This window comes from uncultured Pontibacter sp. (assembly GCF_947502515.1).
Taxonomy (GTDB): domain Bacteria; phylum Bacteroidota; class Bacteroidia; order Cytophagales; family Hymenobacteraceae; genus Pontibacter.
Map to the genome: position 1 here is coordinate 280,325 of NZ_CANNAI010000003.1, position 23,124 is coordinate 303,448.

15 protein-coding genes are annotated in these 23,124 nt (G+C 49.9%); 2 read left to right on the forward strand and 13 right to left on the reverse strand.

Annotation, left to right across the window (positions count from 1 at the left end):
* Nucleotides 1-16: 16 nt before the first annotated feature.
* The 10 genes from Q1A54_RS10375 to Q1A54_RS10420 all read right to left on the reverse strand — a co-directional run bounded on the left by Q1A54_RS10375 (nucleotide 17) and on the right by Q1A54_RS10420 (nucleotide 16,035).
* The gene (locus tag Q1A54_RS10375; protein ID WP_299987399.1) at nucleotides 17-724 is read right to left on the reverse strand and encodes a polysaccharide deacetylase family protein; all 708 of its coding nucleotides are present in this window, start codon (nucleotides 722-724) and stop codon (nucleotides 17-19) included.
* Between the two features lie 2 nt (nucleotides 725-726).
* A complete protein-coding gene (locus Q1A54_RS10380) occupies nucleotides 727-2,586 on the reverse strand; it encodes a glycoside hydrolase family 9 protein (protein ID WP_299987402.1) in 1,860 nt (619 codons plus the stop codon).
* A gap of 4 nt (nucleotides 2,587-2,590) precedes the next feature.
* Nucleotides 2,591-4,132 carry a family 10 glycosylhydrolase gene (locus Q1A54_RS10385; RefSeq protein ID WP_299987405.1) on the reverse strand — a complete coding sequence of 514 codons (1,542 nt, stop codon included), beginning with the start codon at nucleotides 4,130-4,132 and terminating at the stop codon, nucleotides 2,591-2,593.
* A 206-nt stretch (nucleotides 4,133-4,338) separates the two neighbouring features.
* Entirely contained in the window at nucleotides 4,339-5,145 is an 807-nt protein-coding gene (locus Q1A54_RS10390) for a DUF4397 domain-containing protein (protein ID WP_299987408.1), read from the reverse strand.
* 15 nt (nucleotides 5,146-5,160) lie between these two features.
* Nucleotides 5,161-6,762: a SusD/RagB family nutrient-binding outer membrane lipoprotein gene (locus tag Q1A54_RS10395; protein WP_299987411.1), complete on the reverse strand. Its 1,602-nt coding sequence runs from the start codon at nucleotides 6,760-6,762 to the stop codon at nucleotides 5,161-5,163.
* A gap of 11 nt (nucleotides 6,763-6,773) precedes the next feature.
* Nucleotides 6,774-9,881, reverse strand: a complete 3,108-nt coding sequence (locus Q1A54_RS10400; protein ID WP_299987414.1) for a SusC/RagA family TonB-linked outer membrane protein — start codon at nucleotides 9,879-9,881, stop codon at nucleotides 6,774-6,776.
* Nucleotides 9,882-10,476: 595 nt separating this feature from the next.
* The gene (locus tag Q1A54_RS10405; RefSeq protein ID WP_299987417.1) at nucleotides 10,477-11,745 is read right to left on the reverse strand and encodes a DUF1343 domain-containing protein; all 1,269 of its coding nucleotides are present in this window, start codon (nucleotides 11,743-11,745) and stop codon (nucleotides 10,477-10,479) included.
* 278 nt (nucleotides 11,746-12,023) lie between these two features.
* Entirely contained in the window at nucleotides 12,024-13,601 is a 1,578-nt protein-coding gene (locus Q1A54_RS10410; RefSeq protein ID WP_196117351.1) for a sodium/sugar symporter, read from the reverse strand.
* Nucleotides 13,602-13,696: 95 nt separating this feature from the next.
* Nucleotides 13,697-14,731, reverse strand: coding sequence for a UDP-glucose--hexose-1-phosphate uridylyltransferase (locus Q1A54_RS10415; protein ID WP_299987421.1), 1,035 nt, complete (start codon nucleotides 14,729-14,731; stop codon nucleotides 13,697-13,699).
* A 152-nt stretch (nucleotides 14,732-14,883) separates the two neighbouring features.
* Nucleotides 14,884-16,035 (reverse strand): galactokinase, encoded by a 1,152-nt coding sequence (locus Q1A54_RS10420; protein ID WP_366915801.1) that lies wholly within the window; start codon nucleotides 16,033-16,035, stop codon nucleotides 14,884-14,886.
* Nucleotides 16,036-16,568: 533 nt separating this feature from the next.
* On the opposite strand from Q1A54_RS10420, the gene Q1A54_RS10425 reads away from it, so the two are divergent.
* Nucleotides 16,569-18,152, forward strand: coding sequence for a hypothetical protein (locus tag Q1A54_RS10425; protein WP_299987427.1), 1,584 nt, complete (start codon nucleotides 16,569-16,571; stop codon nucleotides 18,150-18,152).
* Nucleotides 18,153-18,222: 70 nt separating this feature from the next.
* On the opposite strand, the gene Q1A54_RS10430 is transcribed toward Q1A54_RS10425, so the two are convergent.
* The 3 genes from Q1A54_RS10430 to Q1A54_RS10440 form a co-directional block, all read right to left on the reverse strand.
* Entirely contained in the window at nucleotides 18,223-18,852 is a 630-nt protein-coding gene (locus Q1A54_RS10430; RefSeq protein ID WP_299987430.1) for a dienelactone hydrolase family protein, read from the reverse strand.
* A 33-nt stretch (nucleotides 18,853-18,885) separates the two neighbouring features.
* Nucleotides 18,886-19,821, reverse strand: coding sequence for a ring-cleaving dioxygenase (locus Q1A54_RS10435; protein ID WP_299987432.1), 936 nt, complete (start codon nucleotides 19,819-19,821; stop codon nucleotides 18,886-18,888).
* 130 nt (nucleotides 19,822-19,951) lie between these two features.
* The gene (locus Q1A54_RS10440; RefSeq protein ID WP_299987435.1) at nucleotides 19,952-20,488 is read right to left on the reverse strand and encodes a YceI family protein; all 537 of its coding nucleotides are present in this window, start codon (nucleotides 20,486-20,488) and stop codon (nucleotides 19,952-19,954) included.
* Between the two features lie 889 nt (nucleotides 20,489-21,377).
* Here Q1A54_RS10440 and Q1A54_RS10445 point away from each other — a divergent pair.
* Nucleotides 21,378-23,024, forward strand: coding sequence for a UxaA family hydrolase (locus tag Q1A54_RS10445; protein ID WP_299987438.1), 1,647 nt, complete (start codon nucleotides 21,378-21,380; stop codon nucleotides 23,022-23,024).
* Nucleotides 23,025-23,124: the final 100 nt, after the last annotated feature.

Genomic DNA, 23,124 nt, shown 5'->3' on the forward strand with positions numbered 1-23,124 from the left:
GCGCAGGTATAGCGCCTTATTTTTTCCCCTCCAGCAAGTCATCCAACCGCACGAATTGATAGTTTTTCTCTTTCAGCTTCGTGAGCATTTCGTCCAGCCGATTGTAAAATTTGTCCGTTCGTCTCGGGTCAGTGCCAATGTGCAGGAGCAGCATAAAGCCGTTCAACCCGTTCCTGTCTTTCGCCTCGTACCTCATGATCGACTGCAGCACCGTTTCCGAGTCCACATACCGGTTGCCCATTTCGGGGTAGGTATAGTCGGCGGCAGAACGGGTACCGGGCGAAAAATTAACCAGTTGCAAACCTTCCTCCGATGTCCAGTTGCTGATGCTGCGGTTATACCATTCGTATGGCGGCAGAAAGTAAGGCGCGTCTTTCATCTTCACACCAAAGGCCTCCATGCGCTGGTAATTTTTCCGCAGGTCTTCCCTGAACTCTTCCCGCGTCACCAACAGACTGTCCCGTTTTGTCCAGTCGCAATAGAGCAGGTGCTCGTCGGAATGCGCTCCCAGGTAGTGGCCCTCTTTCTTCAGCTCCCTGATCAAGGGCCTGAAAGCGGGATTGCGGTAAAAGCGCCCCGTTAGAAAGAAGGAAGCTTTGGCCCGGTGCTTTTTCAGCACATGGCTGATCACTTCTCCTCCGTCCGCAAACTCATCCCCGGTGAAGATTAGCGCGATCTGCCGGACTGTCGTGTCACCCCGGATGATCGCTCCGTGGCTATCCACTATTACTTTTTTGCCTGGCTCCCCTCCCGTGAGCTATACTCTTTGGATGCCAGCAGGTAGATCAGCGAAGCGGTACCGTCCATGGTCGGCTCGTTGGTGCTGTAGTCGCCGAAGTCATCGTGGTATACAGCCAAGTCAGACTGAAACTCGGCATAGGCATCCTCGCTGTATAGCTTCAGATGTTGCAGGTTGTTGAAGATGCTGCCATACACCGGACCATCCACCAGCCCTCCATCAATCGGGTACTTGTTCAGTCTGGTGAAGGCAGAGTGCGGGTCTGTTGGCGTATCGCCGTGTGCTGGCAGGCCATATACCATGCTCGTCCCCCAAGGGTTCGTGCCGAACAACCAGTCTAAGTTTGCCTGCTCCAGCTCAGCGTACGTCTGGTCACCGGATAACTGGCGGTACAGGAAGCTTTGGATAGCAAAAGAGGTGGTCAGATTGTTAGAGCACCAGATGAACGGCACGCCACGGTAAAAGGCATTCTTCTTTGCCTTGGCGTATACCTTTTCTATACCTTCCTTGTAGAATCCGATCAACTCCACCTTCGTCTTGTCGTCAGATTTTTTGGCCAGCTCAAAGTGACCGAAGTTGTGGAACGGGTACCACTGGTAATGGCGGGCTGTATCGGCCCCCATCCAGGGCGTTACTTTTTCCTGAACTCCATAGTTGTAGGCTTGCTTGAAGAATTCCTGCTTGCCGGTCAGCTGGTAAAGCGCCGCTGCACCCAGTTGCATGTCGTCTACCCAGTTGTCTTCCTCATAGAAATAAGGCGCCCTGTTAGGAGCGGTCTGTGCAACGCCTGGTTTGGCTAGGCCCAGTTTGTAGGCAGACTGTGCTTTTTGGCCAAAGAGATTAGAAAGGCTCTGATCTTTGGCGCTGTAAATCTGAGCGGCCAACCCGAAAGCACTTGTGAACTTCCCGGCAATAGAGGCAACGCCAGTCGCACGGTTCTGGTACTTGCCCAGACCTTGCGGCTCCCCGGAGGCAAAGTATACCGGTCGCGGACCTCCATTGCCCATGCCATAGTCAACAGGGTCATTCGTTGGGAGCCGCATGCCCTGGTGATCGCGGTCGTCAGCTAGTTGGTTGAAGAGCCAGTCTTCACGTGGGTGCATCTTCACAAGCCAGTCCAGTCCCCACTTTGCCTCGTCAAGCACGTCGGCTACACCGTTCGTACCTTCGAGTCCATTGGCCTGGTGCTTGTCAGTGAACACTCCCGGGAAGTCGCGGTAGGCAGCTAGCAGGTGGTAAGTCGCATTGGCTGAAGTAGTGGCATACTGCAGGTAATCCGAAGCGTCGTGCCAGCCACCCGACACGTCGATGATGGTGCTGTCGGGCATCGGGCCATACATGGTATAGCCGTCCTGGGTATGGCAGGAGTCTTGCAGGTAAGGGTTGAAGCCGCTGCGTTGCTGGCGCATATAACGCAGCGCAAAATCAGCGGTACCTTTGTACACGTCGGCGTCAATCCGGAACTCGGGCGACTTAGCACTGCCGGCCTGCAGGTAGTAAGTACCCGGCTTGTTATAATCGGTGAAGTTCAGGCGGTAAGATTCCTCAAACGGTCCGTAAGCACCAAAAGCATCACCAGCTTTGCCTTTGAAGACTACTTTGCCAGTACTAGCGTCCACCAGCTGAAAGCGGCGAAGCTTTTCTTTAGATTTACTTCCCCATACGGCTACTTTTATACCTTGAGGGGTATAGCCTAGCTGGTTAATGCGGATCCAGGCAGGACCTTTGGCGACTATACCTGCCTCCTCGATAGCAGGAGTAGCTTTGTTCGAGAACGCAATGGCGTTGGCCGCCACGATCATCGTCGTCAGCACCAGCGCCAGTATGGTCTTTTTCCTGTTCTTCATAAGGCTAGCGTAGTTTTTTTAAGTAAACATTAGAAGGCTTACTCTCATTTTTCAACCTGTCGATGGATGTCACCACATACTTGTAGGTCTTTCCGCGTTCGGCTGTCTCGTCATGGAATCCCAGTTCGTAATCGTTGAATTGGATGTGGCGAATGTTGCGGGCATGTTCCAGGTTGATCGGTTCGTTTTCGTCGAAGCGGTATACCACAAAACCATACACATCCTCTTCCTGATCCGGGTAATCCCATTTAATGATTGCCTTGCGAAGTCGCGGTAAGAAGAGCAGGAACTTGTCTTCGCGCAGACTAACTGGCTTGGCAGGTTTGGCCATACCTAACCAAGGCATAATCGGCTGCAGGGCTGGATAGCGGTACAGGTCGTGTTGCAGGGAATCGCGGAAACCAGCCAGGTTGTTGGTAAGGGAGCGTGAGCTGAAATACACACTGCCCTGCACGCGCGGGTTTTCGCGCAGGTAGCGCACCTGGTTTGGCAGCTGTTGCCTGTCGCGCCAGCCTTCGCGGTCTTCCATGGCACGGTATGCACCCTGGCCTATGTATACGTGCTTGCCGCTGGCATTGTCGGCCCACCAGTCCAACAGTTTTTCGTAAGGTGCCGGGGTATAGCCAAAGGGGAAGTACAGCTGCGGGTTGATATAATCTATCCAGCCTTCCTGCACCCATTTGCGGGCATCGGCATACAAGGCGCTATACCCTGACAAGCCATTGCTCTCAGAGCCCTGCGGGTCCTGTGACTTGTTGCGCCAGATACCAAACGGGCTGATACCGAACTTCACATGTTTCTTCTCTTTCTTGATCGCCTCTGAGAGGTCTTTGATCAGCTGGTCCACATTGTTGCGGCGCCAGTCTTCAATGTTCTTAATGCCTTGCTCATGCAACATATAAGTGATGGAGTCTGGCAGGGCAGTTTTGCCCGGATAAGGGTAAAAGTAGTCGTCGAAGTGGATGCCGTCGATGTCGTAGTTGCGCACCACATCCATGATCACATCCACGAGGTAGTGACGCACCTCAGGTATGCCGGGGTTAAAGTATTTTTTGTCGCCGTAGGTAAAAAACCAGTCCGGCTGGATACGGGATATGTGCTCGGTGCTTACCAGCGAGTCTACGAGGCTGGTGGAAGCCCGGTAGGGGTTGATCCAGGCATGCAGTTCCATGCCGCGTTTATGCGCCTCTTCAATGGCAAACTCCAGCGGATCGTAAAATGGCTCCGGCAGCGTGCCTTGCTTGCCGGTCAGGAACATGCTCCACTGCTCACGGCCTTTGGCATAGAACGCGTCGGCCGAAGGACGCACTTGCAGCATCACAGCATTTATACCTGTTTTCTGATGGGTGTCGAAGATGTCGACCAGTTCCTGCATCTGCTGCTGGGAGTCTACCCCCTGCTTTGGCTTGGAAGGCCAGTCGATGTTCTGCACCGTGGCAATCCACACGCCTCTGAACTCACGCTTGGGAGGATCTTTTGAAACCTGTGCAAACAGGCTGACTGAACTGAGTAGCAGGGCGGCTAAAAGTGTAAAGTTTCTAATCATTGTTCCGGTTGGGTATAGGGTGGCTAAAAAAAAGCCCTCCAATAGGTTTAGTAAAGGAGGGGCTCTTTCATGTTGATAAAACTATTCGTAAGCTAATCTATCACTATTTGTACTAGGATGCAAGCCAGGGCTGAAACCTACTTGCCTTATGCAGAAAGGAAAAGTGGGAAATAACCCGGGACCAGCGCTGCCCCGGGTTTACCACCTTATCTCTCTCTCCAGTAATCAATGTTGCTGGTTGCAGGCTTCTCGGTGTAAGTGCCTCTGATCTGGGTCGAATATACACGACCTAAACTTGCCAATGTTACTGAGTTTTGAATGAATGCTGGCGTAGTAGCCGGATCATACTCAGTGCCTGATGGAAATACCTTGAAAGTATAAACACCTCTCTTCAATTCTACATACTGGCTATAACCTTTGAAGTCGATATTCTTACCTAGCTCAACTATTTCCATAGGTTCAGCAGGGGAGTTATCTGTTGCTGGAATTGCCGCACGCACGGCGTAGGCGTCTACTGCAAAAGGGATGTTAGCCATGGTATTTACAAACCTCCACCAAATTTTGGTGTTGTCAGCTGGTGGCAGTTCATCTTCAATCACGAAGGCATCAAAGTTAGGCTTTGTACCAACTAAATAAGCAGAATAGAACTTATTGTTAGCAAGGTTTACAGATGTGCTAGCCAAAACATCTGCTGTTCCTTTTCCTGTCGTAACAGTATCGATTACGCTCATAGAATATGAACCTGCAGGCAGTAAAGCATAGGCATTACTTGGGTAGACAGAAGCGTAAGCATTCCCTAAAACCTGTCCTGCTGTAGTAGGTGCAACCCCAGTAACTTTATTGTTGTCCAAATAAAAGTTAGATCGAGGGGCATCCTGAGCATGAAAGAAGAATTTAACATAAGTTCCCTCTCCTACCGGCTTCGCTACTTCAGGTATTTCATTTTTCTCACAGGCAGCTAGCATCAGGCTCGCTCCTATAAATAACATTGCTCTATTTAATATCTTTCTCATAACGTTTCAATCTAATTATTGACGTTTGCTGAACCAAGTTTCATATGTATGGTAGTCCTCCTCAAAGCCACCCATTGCACGAAGCGCTTCCTGGTTCCACATATAATCTGAATTGTATCTCGGACGAGCTCTGTAAGCAGGTTTGCCCATATTTGCTACGTTCAGTGTGTTAGGCAATACAAAATCAGTATAAACTTCTTCGTCTTGGTTGTAGTGATATCTTCTCATATCAGACCAGGTCTCAAGGAAACCCCAACCCCAAGTCGCGATATACTTCTGCAGCATGATCTTAGAAAGTGTTAAACCGGCAGATGTTGATGGCATCATAACCTCACTGGCCAAATATGCTTCCTTACGCTCATCATACACAGCAGGATCGGGAGCGTAAGTGCGTGCAAAATCGATATGCGCAATTACACCATTTCTGTATGCTTGAAGAGCGATGTCCTTCTTACCAGCAATCCAAGCGGCTTCAGCCTTAATAAACTGCAGCTGTGAATAGGTCATCAGCGGGAATCTGGCTGCATTTGCGAAGAAATAGATTTGAGGACCAGTTGGCACAGTAGAAACTCCTGTCGCATTCCACAGGTTTTTAGGAATGCGCGGATCGGTTGAGTTAGGAAACTCAGACAGTCCCAAAGTAGGAGTAATTCCTCTGTACTCGCCATCCGGAGAAGGAGCCAACATGGCTGTGATGCGTGGATCCTTCAAGTGCTGGCCTTCGAAAATAGGATCTGCACCCTGCAAACCACTATCGGTCAGCTCAGAGTTAGTACCATCCAATAATCCAACGATGTATTTTGTCTGGCGATTGGAAGCTATGTTATTACGAAGCGGACCAAAGAAGCTTGTGTTCGCGCTAACAGTTCCTTCGAAGCGAATCAAAGCATTGTCAGCGTTGCTGGCAAGTGCCTGATCTACGTACTCGATTACTTTGTTCGGGTCATAAGAAGGCTTGTTTGTCAGGCGGTGTGCATTGATAGCTAGTAGGCCGTATGCAAAACGCTTCCACTGCTCACGATTACCTCCATAAATCAAGTCGCTCTTAGATAAGCCAGAGCTTGCAGCATCTAGACCATCTGTACGCTCCAGGCTCTTAATGCCTTCTTCCAACAGACGCTTGATTTCAGGGTATACAACATCCTGCTCATCGTAGTTGAACACACGTTTGTCAGGGTCAAAAGCCTCTGTCATGATCACCGGACCATGGTAATCGGTCAGGTTTTGCCATCCGTAAGCGCGCATAACATGTCCAACTCCTACAAAATCGTACTTCTTGCTGCGCTCGCCGCTCTCAATCATGTCTGACAGGTTGTAGCCCATGCTCCAGTACACCGCTCTCCAAAGCTGCGCATAAGAATCTGACAGTGGGTTACCATGCTGATCAACAGCATTGTTTGTCACAGTTGATGCCCAGTTCTGCACATACTGACCGGCAAAGCGACCATCCCACTGCACGGCTACTGCCATTTCAGACTGTATCTGAGGGAGGAACAGCTCCGGCTGCAGCAAAGCATCCGGACCGTTCGGGTTTGTGTTTACATCTAGGTAATCTTTACAGCCAGATGCCGAAAACACGCTGGCCGCTATAAGAGAAGCAAATACTATCTTTCTCATTTTCATCTTAATTAAAATCCTGCTCTAATTCCAAAGTTAATTCCTCTTGGCAACGGGAAGTTACCATAGTCGAGGCCACCACCACCGGCGCCACCTACTGCAGCAGAGTTACCGTTTGCTACCGGATCCAGACCAGAGTAGTTTGTGATCAGGAACAGATCTGTACCAGTTACAAACACGTTCAGGTCTTCGATGAACTTCACACGCTGCATGATACTAGTCGGCATACGGTAGTTCAATGTCACGTCACGCAAACGTACCCAGTTCACATCCTTCTCGACGAAATTTTGGTGCGGGTAGATAGAAGCCCAGTAATCGGAGTTTCTGTGAAGATCAATCGGAATGTTATTCTGCGTTGGGTTGGCAGTATTTTCCAAACCATCTCTAAGAACACCAGTCACAATACGCGGTGTCTCACGATCTAAAGTGCGTTTGCTCAAACCTGTTACTGTTAGGTAATGCTCTGTTGCATTATACACGTCACCTCCTTTGCGGATGTCAAGCAGGAAGTTAAGCGACAGGTTCTTGTAAGTAAATGTGTTTGTCAGACCGATGTTGAAATCTGGGTTACGATCACCTACCACTACCCACTCGCTCGTGTTCAACAAAGGCAAACCAGTAGATGGGTTGATCAATACATCACCGTTGTCGTTGCGCTGATAGTCATAACCTGTAAAGGTTGTAAGCGGACCATCCAAACGGGAACCTACACGCACGTTGCCATACAACCAGGTGTCAGAATTGTAGAACTCCTGCACATCGCCAGGCAGTTTCGTCAGCTTGCTGTTGTTCTTTGTGTAGTTCAGCAATACATCCCACGTGAAGTTGCTGTTCTGCACCGGCGTACCGTTCAACTGGAGCTCTATACCTGAGTTCTCCATCTCACCGGCGTTGAAGGTCATCAATACAAAACCTGTAGCGTAGCTCAGACGCAAGTTCTGTACGATCTGGTCAACAGATTTCTTCTTGAAATAGGTCGCATCGATACCGAAACGGTCGTTGAAGAACTTCAACTCTGTACCGAATTCGTAAGAAGTCGTCATTTCCGGACGCAGGTTCAGGCTTGGGCCTGTGAAACCGTAACGGAAGCCACCACCCGTAGTCTGTGCTGATTCATAGAACGGACGCAGACTGTATGGCCTTGCATCTTTACCTACCTGGGCAATAGAGCCTCTCAACTTACCGAAAGAAAGCACATTTTTAATACCCTGGAATGGCTCCAACTCGGTGAACACAAAGCTCAAAGCGGCTGATGGGTAGAAGAAAGAATTGTTTTCAACCGGAAGCGTAGAGCTCCAGTCATTACGGCCCGTCAACGTCAAGTATACTATGTCGTTGTAGCTGGCGTTGAAGCTGCCCCAGGCACCTACCAGACGACGCTGCGTCAGGTTGTTGTAAGCACGCTGTGTGGTAAGAGCTGTGTTGTTGATCGAGTACAGATCCGGGGCCATGAACTGCTCACCAGTAGCGGCAGCACTAAATGTGTTCCAGTCGTACACTGTACTACCCACTTTCAGGTCAGTACGCAGCTTGTCGTTGAACAGCGTAGGTGCCGTGAACTGAGCATAGTACTGGAACGTCAGGTTACGGTTTGTAACTACCGCCTGGTCGAAGATACCACCGAACGAGCGACCAGCATTTGACTCTGGGTGACGTACGATCGTGTTTTTCTCGGTATAGTAGTCAACACCTGCCTGACCAACGAGTTTCATCCAGTCTGTCACATCCGCCGTAAGGCTGGCGTTCAGTCTATAACGGTCTGTCAGAGAGTTGAAGATGTTCTTATTTACGTTGAAATATGGGTTTTCAACAGCTGTTGCGAATGGAGCATAGTCTCTTCTGCCTCCACTTGGAGTTAGGTAGTTGCTGGCGTCGTCAGTAGATGGCCAACGTAGCAACTGAAGCAATGGACCACCGGCACCTCTGAAAGCCTGGTCGTTGTCAGAACGGGTATAGTCGAAAGTTACATCTGTTGACAGATATTTGCTCAGTTTCGCTGTGATCGCTGAAGAAAGGGTAATACGCTCTAGTCCTGTATTTGGAATGAAGCCTTGTGCATCTGTGAAAGAACCGGAGATGCGGTACTGCGCCGCTTCATTGCCACCAGTAAAGGCCAGGTTATGCTTTTGTGTGAAAGCGTCCTGGAAGAAGTTCTTCACGTTGTCATAAAACTGAACTTCTGATGGATAAGGGGCACCGAAAAATCCGATACTCTCACCTTGCTCAACTGTATAGCCATTAATACCTCTGTCGTACTTCTGCTGAATTTCAGGGTAACGCACGATACGATCCAGACGGAAACTGTTGCTGTAGTTGATACGGGCTTTGCCAGCCTGACCACGCTTGGTTGTGATAACGATCGCACCAGAGGCAGCCTCGATACCATAAAGAGCGGCCGCTTCAGGGCCTTTCAGAACTGTGATGCTTTCGATATCCTCTGGGTTGATGTCAGCTGCACGGTTAGTGAAGTCAACACCTCTGTTCTCGAATGAACGGGAACCGGCACCGATAGAAGAAGCAAACACGCCTGTAGAAGTTGTGTTGTTGCTGATCGGAAGACCGTCTACTACGAACAGTGGCTGGTTGTTACCGCTTAGGGAGCTGATACCACGGATTACGATAGAAGAAGAAGAACCTGGCAGACCAGAAGAAGCGTTTACTTCCACACCAGCCACACGACCGGCAAGGCCGTTCACGAAGTTCTCGCGCTGTGTCTGTGCAATGGTAGCACCTTTAACCTCTGTTACGGCGTAACCGAGCGCTTTCTTTTCCTGCTTGATACCAAGGGCTGTTACAACTACTTCGCTCAAACTCTCAGCATTGGCTTGCAGTGCAACATTGATTACTGTGTTAGTACCCACAGGTCTCTCAGCAGGTTTCATACCGATAAAGCTGAACACCAATACATCAGAAGGTGTCACAGAAATGGAGAATTTGCCATCCGTGTCGGTATTCGTACCACGCGGCTGGCCTTTAACGGCTACCGTCACTCCAGGTAGCGGGGTATTGTCGGAGGCGGCAGTTACCGTGCCGGTCACAGTCGTGCTCTGGGCATTGGCTGTAAAGTGAAACAGGAGGAAACATATCCCCCATAGGTAACAATGTAATTTTTTCATCATAACTACGTGGCTATTGGTTAAGATTATTGTGGGTAGATTGATTATAGGTTATAGGTAAAACATAGAATAAACTCTCTCCAACTCTCCGGCTAAGCATCACAGCAAATCATATCAACAAAATACAATTCAGCCAGCTACATTAATATCCCTGTATGTCAGTATATATTAAACTCACATTAAAGCTACTAAAAAAGGAATACAGCACACAGGTTATTGCAATGATTTTAACTAAAAAAGAAAAAAGCAGCAATATGATACTATACGCAAAAACGCAAATTCATGCATATAAAAATAGATTTATTTAATATAATTTTTAACAATAAATCTAATTACGCCTTATATGCAACAGAAACCTGCTCAATTAGCTTTTAAAACAGCATCCCCACTGATACAGCTAGCTAGGCCACTTGAACAAACATGCAAACTTCGGCAAACCCATCACAAACAAAACCTTCATAACATAAGGCTACAAACCGTGTTATCGCAACTGATTCCAGCAACCTGTTAACCCATAACATATTACACAAGCTTCTGATCAGGCTAACAGCAACTGTACTTATGTCTCGAAATTTTTCAATCCGGCCGGTTTCCGGCATCAAGGATATAGCAGATACTTTTTGCGCTTCTCTTTGTACTGGCTCAGCCCTGGCTCCCAGCTCTGCCGAATCTCTTCTTCCGAGACACCTGCTATGATCTGTTCTCTAAACTTTTTAGTTCCTGCCAGCCGGTCAATGTTACCGATCTGATTGCTCTGCGATTGATCAAAGAACCGCTCCTTATCCGGATAGGCTTGATAAAGCTCGATCATCCAGCTCAGGTTGATTCTACCTGTTTCCCGGAAGGTGTTTACATCATAGTTGCGCAGATCCAGCCCGTAACACACCTTGTCCTGATGCAAAGGCGTTTCAGCCATGCCTTTTATACCTGTGGGGGTATAGCTGAAGGAGTATTTATCTTTCATGATTGGATGACCCAGCACTGTAAAAGGAAACATCGTACCACGACCGTGGTTGAAAATCGTGCCTTCAAATAGGCAGGTGGAAGGGTATAACAGAATGGACTGCTGTGTGTTAAGATTTGGAGACGGCCATACGGGCAAGCCATAAGGCATGTCATGGTCGTAGTTTTTAACCTTCACAACCTTGAGCTTACAATGCACGCCATTTGCCAGCCACTTTTCGCCGTTGATCATTTGGGCAAACTCGCCCACCGTCAGGCCATGCGCAATAGGTATAGGATGTATGCCAATCCCTGATTTGTTCTCAGGCTCCAGAATCGGACCATCTATCAGGAAACCATTGGGGTTAGGTCTGTCCAGCACCATCAGCTCCACACCGTTTTCGGCGCAGGCTTCCATCACACGGTGCAGCGTAATGGTATAGGTATAGAAGCGGGTGCCTACATCCTGTATATCAAAAATCATCAGGTCTACATCGGCCAGGTCTTCTTTTGTAGGCTTGTTGCGCTTACCATAAAGCGACACCACCGGTATACCTGTTTTGGGGTCCACACTATCCTCCACCTTAATGCCAGCACTGGCATCACCTCTGAAGCCGTGTTCAGGGCCGAACACTTTCACAATGTTCACTCCGAGCGCATGCAAACTATCTACGCTTAGTTTATTGCCGATAATGGAAGTCGGGTTCACCACCATGGCGACACGCTTGCCTTTCAGGTAAGGCAGGTAGGCTTCGGTTTGGTCAGCACCGGTCACAATCGGAGCCTGCCTGGCTTCCGGGGCTGTCGCAGTGCTTTGTGCAACTGGCGTGGTTTCGCTCTGTTGCGGCGCTTTGCAGGATGCGGCCGCCAGCACTAAAGCTAGTGCGCTGTTTACCAGCACTTTTACTTTGAAGGAAGTATACATAGTTAGTTAATTACTCCGGCAACCTGACCTGCTATAAAGGCCAAGTGATAATCGAAATACGCAGCTTTGTGCAAGCTCTTTTGCTATTCCTGCTTTTTCCTTCACTAATTAACTCATTTATATTTATATATACCAAATTTTATGCTGACTATTTTATCAAATCCGCAAAAACATGCATAAAAACCGGGAACATATTATCAATTTGATAACCGATAATAACAAAGGGCAGGTATAGTCTCGCTATACCTGCCCTTTGCAATTGCTGGTTCTATATTAGTTTACCAGAAGATAATGTAGATCGCAGCCAGAGTCAATACGATAGCAAAAGATGCTACATTGAAGATCATGTCTGTTCGGAACAACGACCTGTCATACTGGATTGGATTGGCCGGCACGATGCCGCGCGATTTGTTCTCATAAAGTGAGTACACAATCATCAACGTAGACAGCAGCAGGAACACCAGTCCCATCTGGTCCAGGAACGGCATGGTCGGGAATAGCTGGTCGATGGCAATACTGAAAGGTACCGAAGCGATAGCCGTGGCAAGCGCGGCATTGGAAGTCGCCTTTTTCCAGAAAAGACCAAACACGAACAGCACCACAATGCCCGGACTCACATAGCCGGTATACTTCTGGATGAACTGGAAGATCTGCTCCTCCCCGCCCAGCAATGGCTCTGCCACCAGTACGGCAATGATAATAGCTGTCAAACTAACCAGTCGCCCGATCACAACCAATTGCTTTTCGTTGGCGTCCGGCTTAAGGTGTGCTTTGTAAATGTCCATGGTAAAGATCGTGGCCGTGGAGTTCATCATAGAACTGAGCGAAGACAGGGCCGCCGCCATCAGGGCAGCAAATGCCAGACCTTTCAGGCCTGTCGGCACCAGGTTGCTGAGCAACCAAGGGTAGGCCTCATCATAGCGGCTGATCTCGGCATTCAGGGCAAAGGCCGCTATACCTGGAATCACCACCACCAAAGGAATCAGGAGCTTCAGGAATGCGGCGAACACCAGGCCCCACTGCACTTCTTTCAGGCTTTTGGCAGCCAGGGCACGCTGCACGATGTACTGGTTAAAGCCCCAGTAGCTGATGTTGGCAATCCACATACCTCCAAAAAGCACGGTCATACCTGGCAGGTCTTTGTAGAAAGGGTTCTCCTCCGAAAGGATCATATCGAACTTCTCCGGCGCCTGCTCAAACAGCATGGCCATACCGCGCATAGGGCCTTCGCCACCACTCACGGCATCGAGTGCCAGAAAAGTAGTTACCAAACCACCCAATATCAGGAACACCACCTGGATCACGTCAGTCCAGGCTACCGCCTTAAGACCACCGTAAATCGAGTACGAAACTGCTACCACAGCAAGGCCGACGATTGCCCACATCGTGCTCACGCCGAATACTACGCTCAGGGCCAGCGCCGACAGGTATAGCACCGTGGTCAGGTTCACGAAAATGTAGAGCATGATCCAGAAAATGGCCAGACTGGTGCGGATGCGGTCATCGTAGCGCAGCTTTAGGAATTGCGGCATGGTGAAGATGCCCTCTTTGATATAGATCGGAAGGAAGAATTTGGCTACAATGATGAGCGTGGCCGCTGCCATGAACTCGTAACTGGCTATACCTAGACCAATGGCAAAACCGGAGCCCGACATACCGATGAACTGCTCGGCCGAGATGTTGGAGGCGATGAGCGAAGCCCCGATCGCCCACCAGGGCAGGGACTTACTGGCCAGGAAGTAGTCCGTTGAGTTTTTGATGTGGCCTTTCTTTTCGCGGGACACCCATATGCCGACCGCTATAATGAGCACACAGTAGCCAATGAAAATGGCAAAATCCAGTGTAGAAAAATTCATTGCATGGTTATTTAGAATAGCTAATATAGAATATTAGATTCAATAAATAGTACATGCAGAAGCAGTAATTTTCGTTCAGCTCCTGTTAGTTGAATCTATGCCGACTTCACGAGGTCCCGCAGCACTTTGGCAGCCGCTTCGGGCGTGATGTCGCGCTGCGGATTGCCCATCATCTCGTAACCTACCATGAACTTCTTGACAGTGGCCGAGCGCAGCAGTGGCGGGTAGAAATGCATGTGAAAGTGCCAGCCTGGATATTCATGTCCGTCGGTAGGACTTTGGTGGATGCCCGAAGAGTAAGGGAATGACACCCCAAACACCCGGTCGTACGTGGCCGTGAGCGACTGAATGATCTGACTGAAGCCATCCTTCTCTTCATCAGCCATCTGCCCGATGTGCTGAAAATGGCGTTTGCTGATGATGATGGTTTCGAAAGGCCACACCGCCCAAAATGGCACCAGCGCAGCGAAGTGTTCGTTCTGCACTACGATGCGCTCTCCTTGCTCCAGCTCCAGTTGCAGGTAATCAGCCAGCAGACTGTGCCCGTGCTTTTCAAAGTATTGGGCCTGTTGCGCGGTTTCCTTGGCTGGCTCTACCGGCACTGTGCTCTGCGCCCAGATCTGCCCATGCGGATGCGGGTTGCTGCAACCCATAATGCTCCCTTTGTTCTCGAATATCTGTACGTAGTTGATGAAGTCCAGACTCCTGAGTTCGGCATACTCCTTTTGCCAGAGGTCCACTACCTGGCGGATGTCAGCAGCTTCCATGTCTGCCAATGTCAGGTCGTGCCTTGGCGAGAAGCAGATGACCCGGCAAATCCCACGCTCGCTCTCTGCTCGAATCAGGTCGCCCACCACATAGGCCCCCTGCGGTACATCAGCCTGCAAGGCACCGAAGTCGTTGTCGAACACATAAGTGGAGGTATAAGCAGGGTTCTGCTCGCCGTTGGCGCGGGTATTGGTGGGGCACAGGTAGCAGCTGGGATCATACTCGGGGCGTGTCTCGCAACTCTCCTCCTCCTGCTGTCCCTGCCAGGGGCGCTTGGAACGGTGCGGCGATACCAGCACCCACTCACCGATGAGCGGATTGTAGCGGCGATGCGGATGCTCTGCCAGATCAAAAGTAGCCATGGTCTGTTTAATTAGATTACTGCTTCGAGAGCAAGTCCATTTTATTTCTTTGTCATTCTGAAAGAATCCTGGTGGCAGCAGCCCCTGGTGGCAACAGTTAGATACTAAACCTACTGCCATACCGGTTATTCATTTCACCAAGGTTTTAATAATTACGCTTGTACCATACTTGTCCCATCCACAATCTCGGCCACATAAGTTTTCAGGTTAATGCCGAACCGCAGCTTGTAAGCTTCCTCCATATTCTGCGTAAAGACCTCTAGTGCGTCCAGCTTCACGAGGTTAATGGTACAGCCACCAAAACCACCGCCCATCATACGGGCTCCCATCACCTCATCCATGTCACTCGTTTGGTCTACCAGAAAGTCCAGTTCCTGACAGCTCACTTCGTAGTCGTGCTGCAAACCATGGTGCGAGGCGTACATCTTTTCACCAAAGGTATGCAGATCGCCCTGCTCCAGTGCCCGACAGGCTTCCTCCACACGGATGTTCTCGTACACGACATAAGTGCATCGCTTGTATACAACCGGGTTAAACTCTTCCTGGTGCTGCTCCAGCATAGCTACGGTAACGTCACGCAAACAGCGCACCTGCGGGTAGTGGTGCTGCAGCAGGGCTACACCGGCTTCGCACTCCTGCCGGCGGGTGTTATACTCCGACGAGGCCAGGCTGTGCTTTACCTGCGTATCACAAAGCACGATGCGATAGTCCGCCATGTCCAGCGGGTAGTAGTCGAACTCCATAGAGCGGCAGTCGAGCTTAACGGCGTGCTGCTGACGGCCGTACATGCTGGCAAACTGGTCCATGATGCCGCAGCGCACCCCGGCATAGGTATGCTCGGCCATTTGCGCCATCTTCACCAAGTCAAACTTAGGTATAGTATAGCCGAAGACATGGTTCAGCCCAAAAGCCAGTCCGCACTCCACGGCCGCTGAAGACGACAACCCGGCCCCTATCGGAATATTACCGCCGTACACCAGGTCGAATCCTTTCACTTCGTATCCGGCCTGCTGCAGCTGCGCGATCACACCCAGCAGGTAATTCGCCCAACTCAGATCTGTCCGTTTTACCTGACTCAAATCGAACTCCGCTTCCTGCTGCAGGTCGTGAGCGTATACCCGAAACGTGTTGCTGTTATTCGGAGCCAAAGCAAAGTAAATCTCCTTGTTGATAGCAGCTGGCAACACAAAGCCCTCGTTGTAGTCCGTGTGCTCGCCGATCAGGTTTACCCGACCGGGTGAGCGGACCACTACTGGTTCTTCTTTAAAGCGCGCTCTAAATTGAGTAATAATTTCCTGCACCATATTCATGTGTGGTTAAGTTCAGGTATACATCGGCCACCTACATAACTGCCTCGAAATGCAGCACAAATTACCCGTACCGCACATCAGCTTTACAGGCCTGACTTCAAACGTAAAAAACTTTCAGGTGTTTAGCAGGGCTGATGATAACAGGCTCCTAAATATACAAACTCTACGGACACACTTCATCACGACCCAGACCTATACCGCACATCTTAACACCTGGTATATTACAATTATGTATCCTATTTTTCCCTATCACTATTCAGAACAAGGCTGCCTGAAATTTTAGAAGAGAGCCTGCTTTGATAAACGCAGAAGTCTTTGCTAACTTAGAGGCTTCTAAAAGAGCATGTTCAAACTTTGTCTTTCATATAGCACCCACTTTGCAGCGGAAGCCACGATTCGCTATCTCAGGACGCGCTGCGCTGCTATGCGGCTTTAGTACCATTCTGAAGCCTTGCTCCTACCCGATCCTAAGGGCCGAATAAAAGTTTAAGCATTCTCTACGCACCTTATTGCACAATTCACCTTATATGAAAAAGAGTCTACTTCTTTTTTCTCTCCTGATACTACTTATCAGCCAAGCAATTGCCCAGGACACACCCTCCGGCAAATCTTCCAGATCATCGCCTATCAAGCTGCAGTTCCCCACTGACCCCGGTTGGAACGTGCTCAAAGAGGGACAGAAGCTCGAATTCGACGTGCAGGCCAGCGGTGGCACGGGCACCGATTTCAGGTATAGCATCAAACAAGGCAAAGTCGATGGCATGGTCTTCGACTCAACCGGCTATTTCTCCTGGACGCCCAGCTACGATTTTGTGGACCGCCTGAGTGGAGGCCGTGTGTTGCAGGTGATCTTTGAAGTCCGCAACGAAAAAGACGAGAGCGCCAGCCAGGTCGTAGACTTTAAAGTAGAGCACGTGAACCGGCCGCCAGTGGTGGGCGAACTAAAGCCGCTTTATGTACGCTACAATACCCAGAATACTTATACCATTGAGTCAGCGGCGGTACAGGACGAAGACGAGGACCCGATCGTGTTTGTAGCCATTGCGGACGGTATGCCGGAGGGTGCCAAGCTTTCGGCGCAGGGCGAGTTTACCTGGAAGCCTTCGCTTACGCAGTTCAACCGCCTCCGCAACAACCCGATCAAAGTAGAGTTTTATGTAGAAGACCAGCCAGCCAAGGCCCGTACCCGTGGTTCGTTCAAAGTGGAAGTAACACAGCAGGACCTGCCCCCTACCCTACAGATGATCCCGTCCCAGAAGCGTTTTGTATACAAAGAGGACGCTACTGTGAACATCAAGTTCCAGATCTATGACCCGAACGGGGAGGCTGACATCGCCTCTTTCAGCTTTATATCAACGAACACCAACGTGCCGGCTTCAGCCCTGGTAAAAAATACACCTTCGCAGTATGAATTCATATGGCGGCCGGGCTACGAATTTGTGCGCGACCCGCTCGACTCTGTGGCTTTTGAGATGACCTTTTTTGTGCTGGACAAATCCAACAAGCGCGACGAGCGCACCGTGTCTATCACCATTATCAATGCCGTAAACGAGGGCGAAAAAGACCAGAAGCTCTACAACGAGTATCGTGCTGCCCTGGTGCGTGCCTGGGACTTGATGGAGCAGCTCAAGGAAACTGAAAAAGACCTGAAGAAGAAGTATAACCGCGCGCGCAAAGGCAAAAAAGGGCGCTCCTTGGCCAATGCCTCGATGGGCGCTGTAACGGGCGTGGCCCCTGTCATCATAGACGAGCCAGCCACCAGCAAAAAAATCACCACCATCGGCGGTACGACTGTCATGACAATCGGCACGCTGGAAGCGACGGAGGTGATCGGTCGCTCCACCAAAGACCTGGTAGAGCGACTGAATTACATCATCGAGAAGCGCAACGAACTGCAGACCAAAGGCGATGTCTTCGCCCGTAAGTATGCACTCAAGTCATCCCGCCGCAAGCCGGATTTTCTCAAAGATGTAGATGATTTTGTAGCGGTGATGAATCTGAAGGGCTTGGTCGCCCTGGAGCTGGATGCCAGCTGGAAGAACAAGAGCAAAGCCAGCGACGAGAATATCGCCAAGACGTTTAAAGACTTTGGCTACGAGAGTCAGAATTAGTATACCTTATAAAACGAGAGAGCCGGAAGCTGATGCTTCCGGCTCTCTCGTTTACAGCTAAACAATTAAACTATTCTTTAGAAGCCAGTATCTTTTTGGCTAGCTCTAACTCTTCCTGCAAGATGGTGTGCGGGCGTCCCGGGTATACCTTGCGGGTCACACTTGCGCCCATACCTTCCATTTGCTTTACGGTTTCATCTACCCTACTTACCGATACATGCGGATCAGGGTCCCCTGTAGAAATGAACACCGGTGTACCTTCGAAATCGCCTTTGTAGTTACGCGTGTTCAATTCCTGACCGATCAGCCCGCCCGTGAAGATCAGCAGACCACCGAAGCGCTGTGCGTGCCGGGTAGCATACTCTGCTGTTAAGCAGGCGCCCTGCGAAAAGCCGAGCAGGTAGATATGCTCGCTGGCTATACCTTGTGACTTTATGCTTTGCACCGTTTCGTCGATCAGTTCCAGGGCCGAGTCCAAAGCGGGTTGGTTCTGATCGGCCGGAGCCATGAAGCTGTAAGGATACCAGGTGTTGTTGGTGGCCTGCGGCGCAAACAAGGTAAAATCATCCGCTCCCAGTTCCTGCGCCAAGGGCAATATGGTCGCCGCTGTAGCTCCTCTCCCATGGATCAGGATCAGCGCCTTGCCAGTTTCAGACAGGGATTTGCCCTGCGTGCGTACTTGCTTTTCGTGTGTGTACATGCTATACCTTTCGTTCAGTTTAAGATGACTGCATTAGTCCAGACTTGGCAGAACCGCTTCGATTTTGGCTCTGTGCGGCTCGTACTGCGGTGGCAGCAGGAGTTTCTGACCCAGTTCTTCCACCGGCTCGTCTATCGCAAAGCCAGGGTTGTCGGTCGCGATCTCGAAGAGCACGCTGCCCGGCTCCCGGAAGTAAAGCGAGTAGAAGTAGTTGCGGTCGATCTTCTCAGTGATATTGAAGCCTTTGCTGGCCACTTTTTCACGGAATCGCATCAGCACCTCTTCTTCTTTCACCCGGAAAGCGATGTGATGGTTGGTACCTGCTCCGCCTTCTCCACGACTTACATTCGGGTTTTCCACGATGTCAATGTTGTTGGCGCCTTCCACCGCATCGGTGCTATACCTGTAGCTGTTTCCTGTCTGGCCCTGCAAGGTATAGCCAAAGATGTCGGTCAGGATAGCCGCCGTCTTTTCAGCCTTACCCAATGTCAGCGTCACGCTATGGAAACCTTTGGTTGCCACGTCTGCTTTCACTTCGTCGGTTTCCCAGGGCTTGCGGTTGTCAGTGTTCTTAGGGATCACCAGTTCCAGCAACAGTCCGTCCGGGTCCTGGAAAGGCAGGTACTGCTCCCCGAATTTCTCCGCAGGGCGACCGTAGCTTACTCCATGCTCCTTGAAGCGTTTCATCCAGAAGTCGAAACTGCCCTCGGGCACAGCGTAGCCAATGTGCGTGGCCATACCTGTACCAGCCTTGCCACGACGTGCACCTGCGTAAGGGAAGAAGGTCAGGATGGTTCCCGGACTGCCCGCCTCATCGCCATAATAGAGGTGATAGGTGCCGGGGTCGTCGAAGTTAACCGTCTTTTTGAGCAGCCTTAAGCCGAGCACTTTGGTATAAAAGTCCAGGTTGCTTTTTGCTGAATCAGCAATGGCTGTGATATGGTGAAGTCCTAAAATTCTGTCTTCCATGGTAATATTGTTTAGCTGTTAAAAGGTATACGCGAGGTGGGAGTTAAGATGTCATTTCGGATGTAGTGAGAAACTTGAAGGCATTTATTATCCGGATTTCTCATAGCATCCGAAATGACAATGTGCAAACTTAGCCCTGCTTCACCAGCTGTATTTCAGCCTGCAGCTTGATCTCGTCGCTCACTACCACGCTGCCGGCTTCTGTTACCGCGTTCCAGGTTAGACCGAACTCTTTACGGCTGATCTTACCAGTTACTGTAAAGCCTGCTTTGTGCTGTCCGTAAGGATCTACTACCGTACCGCCAAACTCCACGTCTACTGTCACAGGCTTGGTCACGTCGCGGATAGTCAGGTCGCCATGCAGTTTAGCTTCCCCATTGCCGTTAAGCTCATAATTCCTGCCTACAAAGCGAATCTCGTCGTGCTTCTCTACATCAAAGAAATCGCCTGATTTCAAGTGCGTATCACGCTGCTCATTGTTGGTGCTGATTGAGTTCACATCGGCCGTGAACACAATGTTGCTGGCACCGTTGAAGTTCTCGTCTTCGCTCTCAGCTTCTACCGTGAATTTTTCAAAATAACCTGTCACGGTCGTGATCATCAGGTGCTTTACTTTAAACTGTACTTCGCTGTGCGTTGGGTCTACTGACCATTTTACGATTGCCATAATCTTATCTTTTATTTGGGTTAAAATGTTTTCTACTACAAACTTACAATAAATGTATAGACTTTAAATGTATATACATCAATTATTTTAAAAAGGTTCGCCTCACCGTCATTTTTATGTACCGCAGAGTACTGTTGAGAATGCATAACGGGTACACTAGGCGCAGTAGAGCTATACTATTTAAATAAATAGAAAGAAATTTTCTCTGATCTACCGGGAGCTATATACCTGTACGCTATACTCTCCTTAATCCTGCTGGTCATGCTGGCCTATGGCTTTTGGCAAACTCCCCTCAAATTCAGATTTCCTCCTTTTTCATCTTACTCAAGCTTCTTTCCCAAACCGTTTACGAAAGGGTGCCTATACCTAAACTATTTCACGGCTGGGTTCAAGACATGCATAGAAGGAGGCAAGCGTAGCGAGAGGGCAATGCCGTCAACTGAAGGAATCTCTGTTATTTCGACTTGGGATAGGAACCCTCTATTGGGGAGAAATCTAGAATAGTGCCTAGGTTTTGAAAAAATCCAGATCTCTCCAATTGTCGAGATGCAGCTTGGAATAAGCATGGCTTCAGTTGCGGCATTTGATTTAGCATCCCTGATGGTTTAGGTTCGCTGAATCTGAGAAATCCGGGTTACGCCGGAACAATATTATTATCCCAGATTCCTACTAGCACACTAGCTCGTATCAGCTCATGCTATCAGAATAGTTGAATTAGCCCGACAGCCATTGCAGTGACTGCGTTGAATTTTATCATTATGGAGAAGAAAAGAGCTCCCCTCCCTTTTATATAAGCAAAACTTCTGTCTTAAAATTTTTCATTTCCCAAAAAACTTATGTATAATTGTCTTAGTGCGCAATCGATTGCACACAAGAGCATTTTATAAGCATGGCAAATAATACTTTAAAGATTCATCCGGAGGATAATGTGCTGGTCGCCTTGACAGACCTGCAGGCAGGTGAGGTGGTAGAATTCAATGGCAGACAGATCGGGATTGTGGCGAATATACCTGCCAAGCATAAGTTTGCCGAACAGCAACTGACGCCGGGCCAGGAGATCATCATGTATGGCTCGCTGGTGGGCAAGGCTGTGGAGGCTATACCTGCCGGCGGCATCCTGACTACCGGCAACGTCAAGCACCAGGTATCAGGATTCACAGGTAAGACCAAAACCATTGGCTGGCAGGCACCAGACGTATCGAAGTGGGTGGACAAGACTTTCCTGGGCTATCACCGCAAAGACGGACAGGTAGGCACAGGTAACTACTGGCTTGTGATACCGCTGGTATTCTGCGAAAACCGTAACGTGGAAACCATCAAGCAGGCTTTCATGGAGACGCTCGGCTTTGGGCACCAGGACCTGTACAAGTCGTATGTGCAGCAGATGGTGGATCTTTACCAGGCCGGCAAGACACACGAAATAGCCAAACTACCGCTCAATTCAGTTGCTTCTAACGGACAACAGCGCATCTTTGAGAACATCGACGGCATCAAGTTCCTGACACACGAAGGCGGCTGCGGCGGCATTCGTCAGGATTCGGATATGCTTTGCGCCCTTCTGGCCGGCTATATCCACAACCCGAATGTGGCAGGCGCTACGATTTTGAGTCTGGGTTGCCAGAATGCGCAGGTGCCTATTCTGGAGGAGCGTATCAAAGCTCTTAACCCGAATTTCACGAAACCGCTCATTATACTCGAGCAACAGAAAGAGGGTACCGAGCAGGAACTGCTGACACTGGCCATACGTCGCACCTTCCTGGGGCTGGTAGAGGCCAATAAACAAAAGCGTGAGCCCGCACCGCTCAGCAAACTGGTGATCGGACTGGAGTGCGGTGGTTCTGATGGCTTCTCTGGCATTTCGGCTAACCCAGCGGTCGGCCATGTGTCGGACCTGGTAGTGGCATTAGGCGGCAAGTCCATGCTGTCGGAGTTTCCGGAACTATGTGGTGTTGAACAGGAGCTCATCAACCGCTGTGTGAGTGACGAGACTGCTGATAGGTTCGTGCACCTGATGCGTGCCTATGCGCGTGCTGCAGAAGCAGTAGGCTCTGGCTTCGACATGAACCCAAGTCCGGGCAACATCAAAGACGGCCTGATTACAGATGCGATCAAGTCGGCGGGTGCGGCCAAGAAAGGTGGTACCTCCCCTGTAGTGGATGTACTGGACTATGGAGAATATGCAACCCGTCCGGGTTTGAACCTGCTTTGCACGCCGGGCAACGATGTGGAAAGCACAACAGCCATGGCTGGGTCGGGCGCCAACATCATACTCTTTACAACAGGGCTCGGCACGCCGACTGGCAACCCGATCGCTCCGGTGATCAAGGTGTCGTCCAACACGAAACTGGCCCAGCGTATGCCAGACATCATTGATGTGGACACAGGCCCGGTGATAGCCGGTGAGAAAACCATTGAAGAGATGGGTGAGGCGATGCTGGACTATATCATTGAAGTAGCCAGTGGCAACATCCAGTCTAAAGCCCAGCAGTTGGGTCAGGATGACTTTATACCTTGGAAACGTGGCGTATCACTGTAATACGCCTGATTGATAATAGATTGTTATTGCGTTTGTTAAATGAGGTGAAGGCCGGTTCTTCTTAGGAGGAACCGGCCTTTTTTATATACCCAAGCTTAGC

Excerpts from the sequence above, each read along its gene's own strand:
- Q1A54_RS10380 (WP_299987402.1), bottom strand. The coding sequence starts at position 2,586 with ATGAAGAACAGGAAAAAGACCATACTGGCGCTGGTGCTGACGACGATG.
- Q1A54_RS10385 (WP_299987405.1), bottom strand. The coding sequence starts at position 4,132 with ATGATTAGAAACTTTACACTTTTAGCCGCCCTGCTACTCAGTTCAGTC.
- Q1A54_RS10390 (WP_299987408.1), bottom strand. The coding sequence starts at position 5,145 with ATGAGAAAGATATTAAATAGAGCAATGTTATTTATAGGAGCGAGCCTG.
- Q1A54_RS10395 (WP_299987411.1), bottom strand. The coding sequence starts at position 6,762 with ATGAGAAAGATAGTATTTGCTTCTCTTATAGCGGCCAGCGTGTTTTCG.
- Q1A54_RS10400 (WP_299987414.1), bottom strand. The coding sequence starts at position 9,881 with ATGATGAAAAAATTACATTGTTACCTATGGGGGATATGTTTCCTCCTG.
- Q1A54_RS10405 (WP_299987417.1), bottom strand. The coding sequence starts at position 11,745 with ATGTATACTTCCTTCAAAGTAAAAGTGCTGGTAAACAGCGCACTAGCT.
- Q1A54_RS10410 (WP_196117351.1), bottom strand. The coding sequence starts at position 13,601 with ATGAATTTTTCTACACTGGATTTTGCCATTTTCATTGGCTACTGTGTG.
- Q1A54_RS10415 (WP_299987421.1), bottom strand. The coding sequence starts at position 14,731 with ATGGCTACTTTTGATCTGGCAGAGCATCCGCATCGCCGCTACAATCCG.
- Q1A54_RS10420 (WP_366915801.1), bottom strand. The coding sequence starts at position 16,035 with ATGGTGCAGGAAATTATTACTCAATTTAGAGCGCGCTTTAAAGAAGAA.
- Q1A54_RS10425 (WP_299987427.1), top strand. The coding sequence starts at position 16,569 with ATGAAAAAGAGTCTACTTCTTTTTTCTCTCCTGATACTACTTATCAGC.
- Q1A54_RS10430 (WP_299987430.1), bottom strand. The coding sequence starts at position 18,852 with ATGTACACACACGAAAAGCAAGTACGCACGCAGGGCAAATCCCTGTCT.
- Q1A54_RS10435 (WP_299987432.1), bottom strand. The coding sequence starts at position 19,821 with ATGGAAGACAGAATTTTAGGACTTCACCATATCACAGCCATTGCTGAT.
- Q1A54_RS10440 (WP_299987435.1), bottom strand. The coding sequence starts at position 20,488 with ATGGCAATCGTAAAATGGTCAGTAGACCCAACGCACAGCGAAGTACAG.
- Q1A54_RS10445 (WP_299987438.1), top strand. The coding sequence starts at position 21,378 with ATGGCAAATAATACTTTAAAGATTCATCCGGAGGATAATGTGCTGGTC.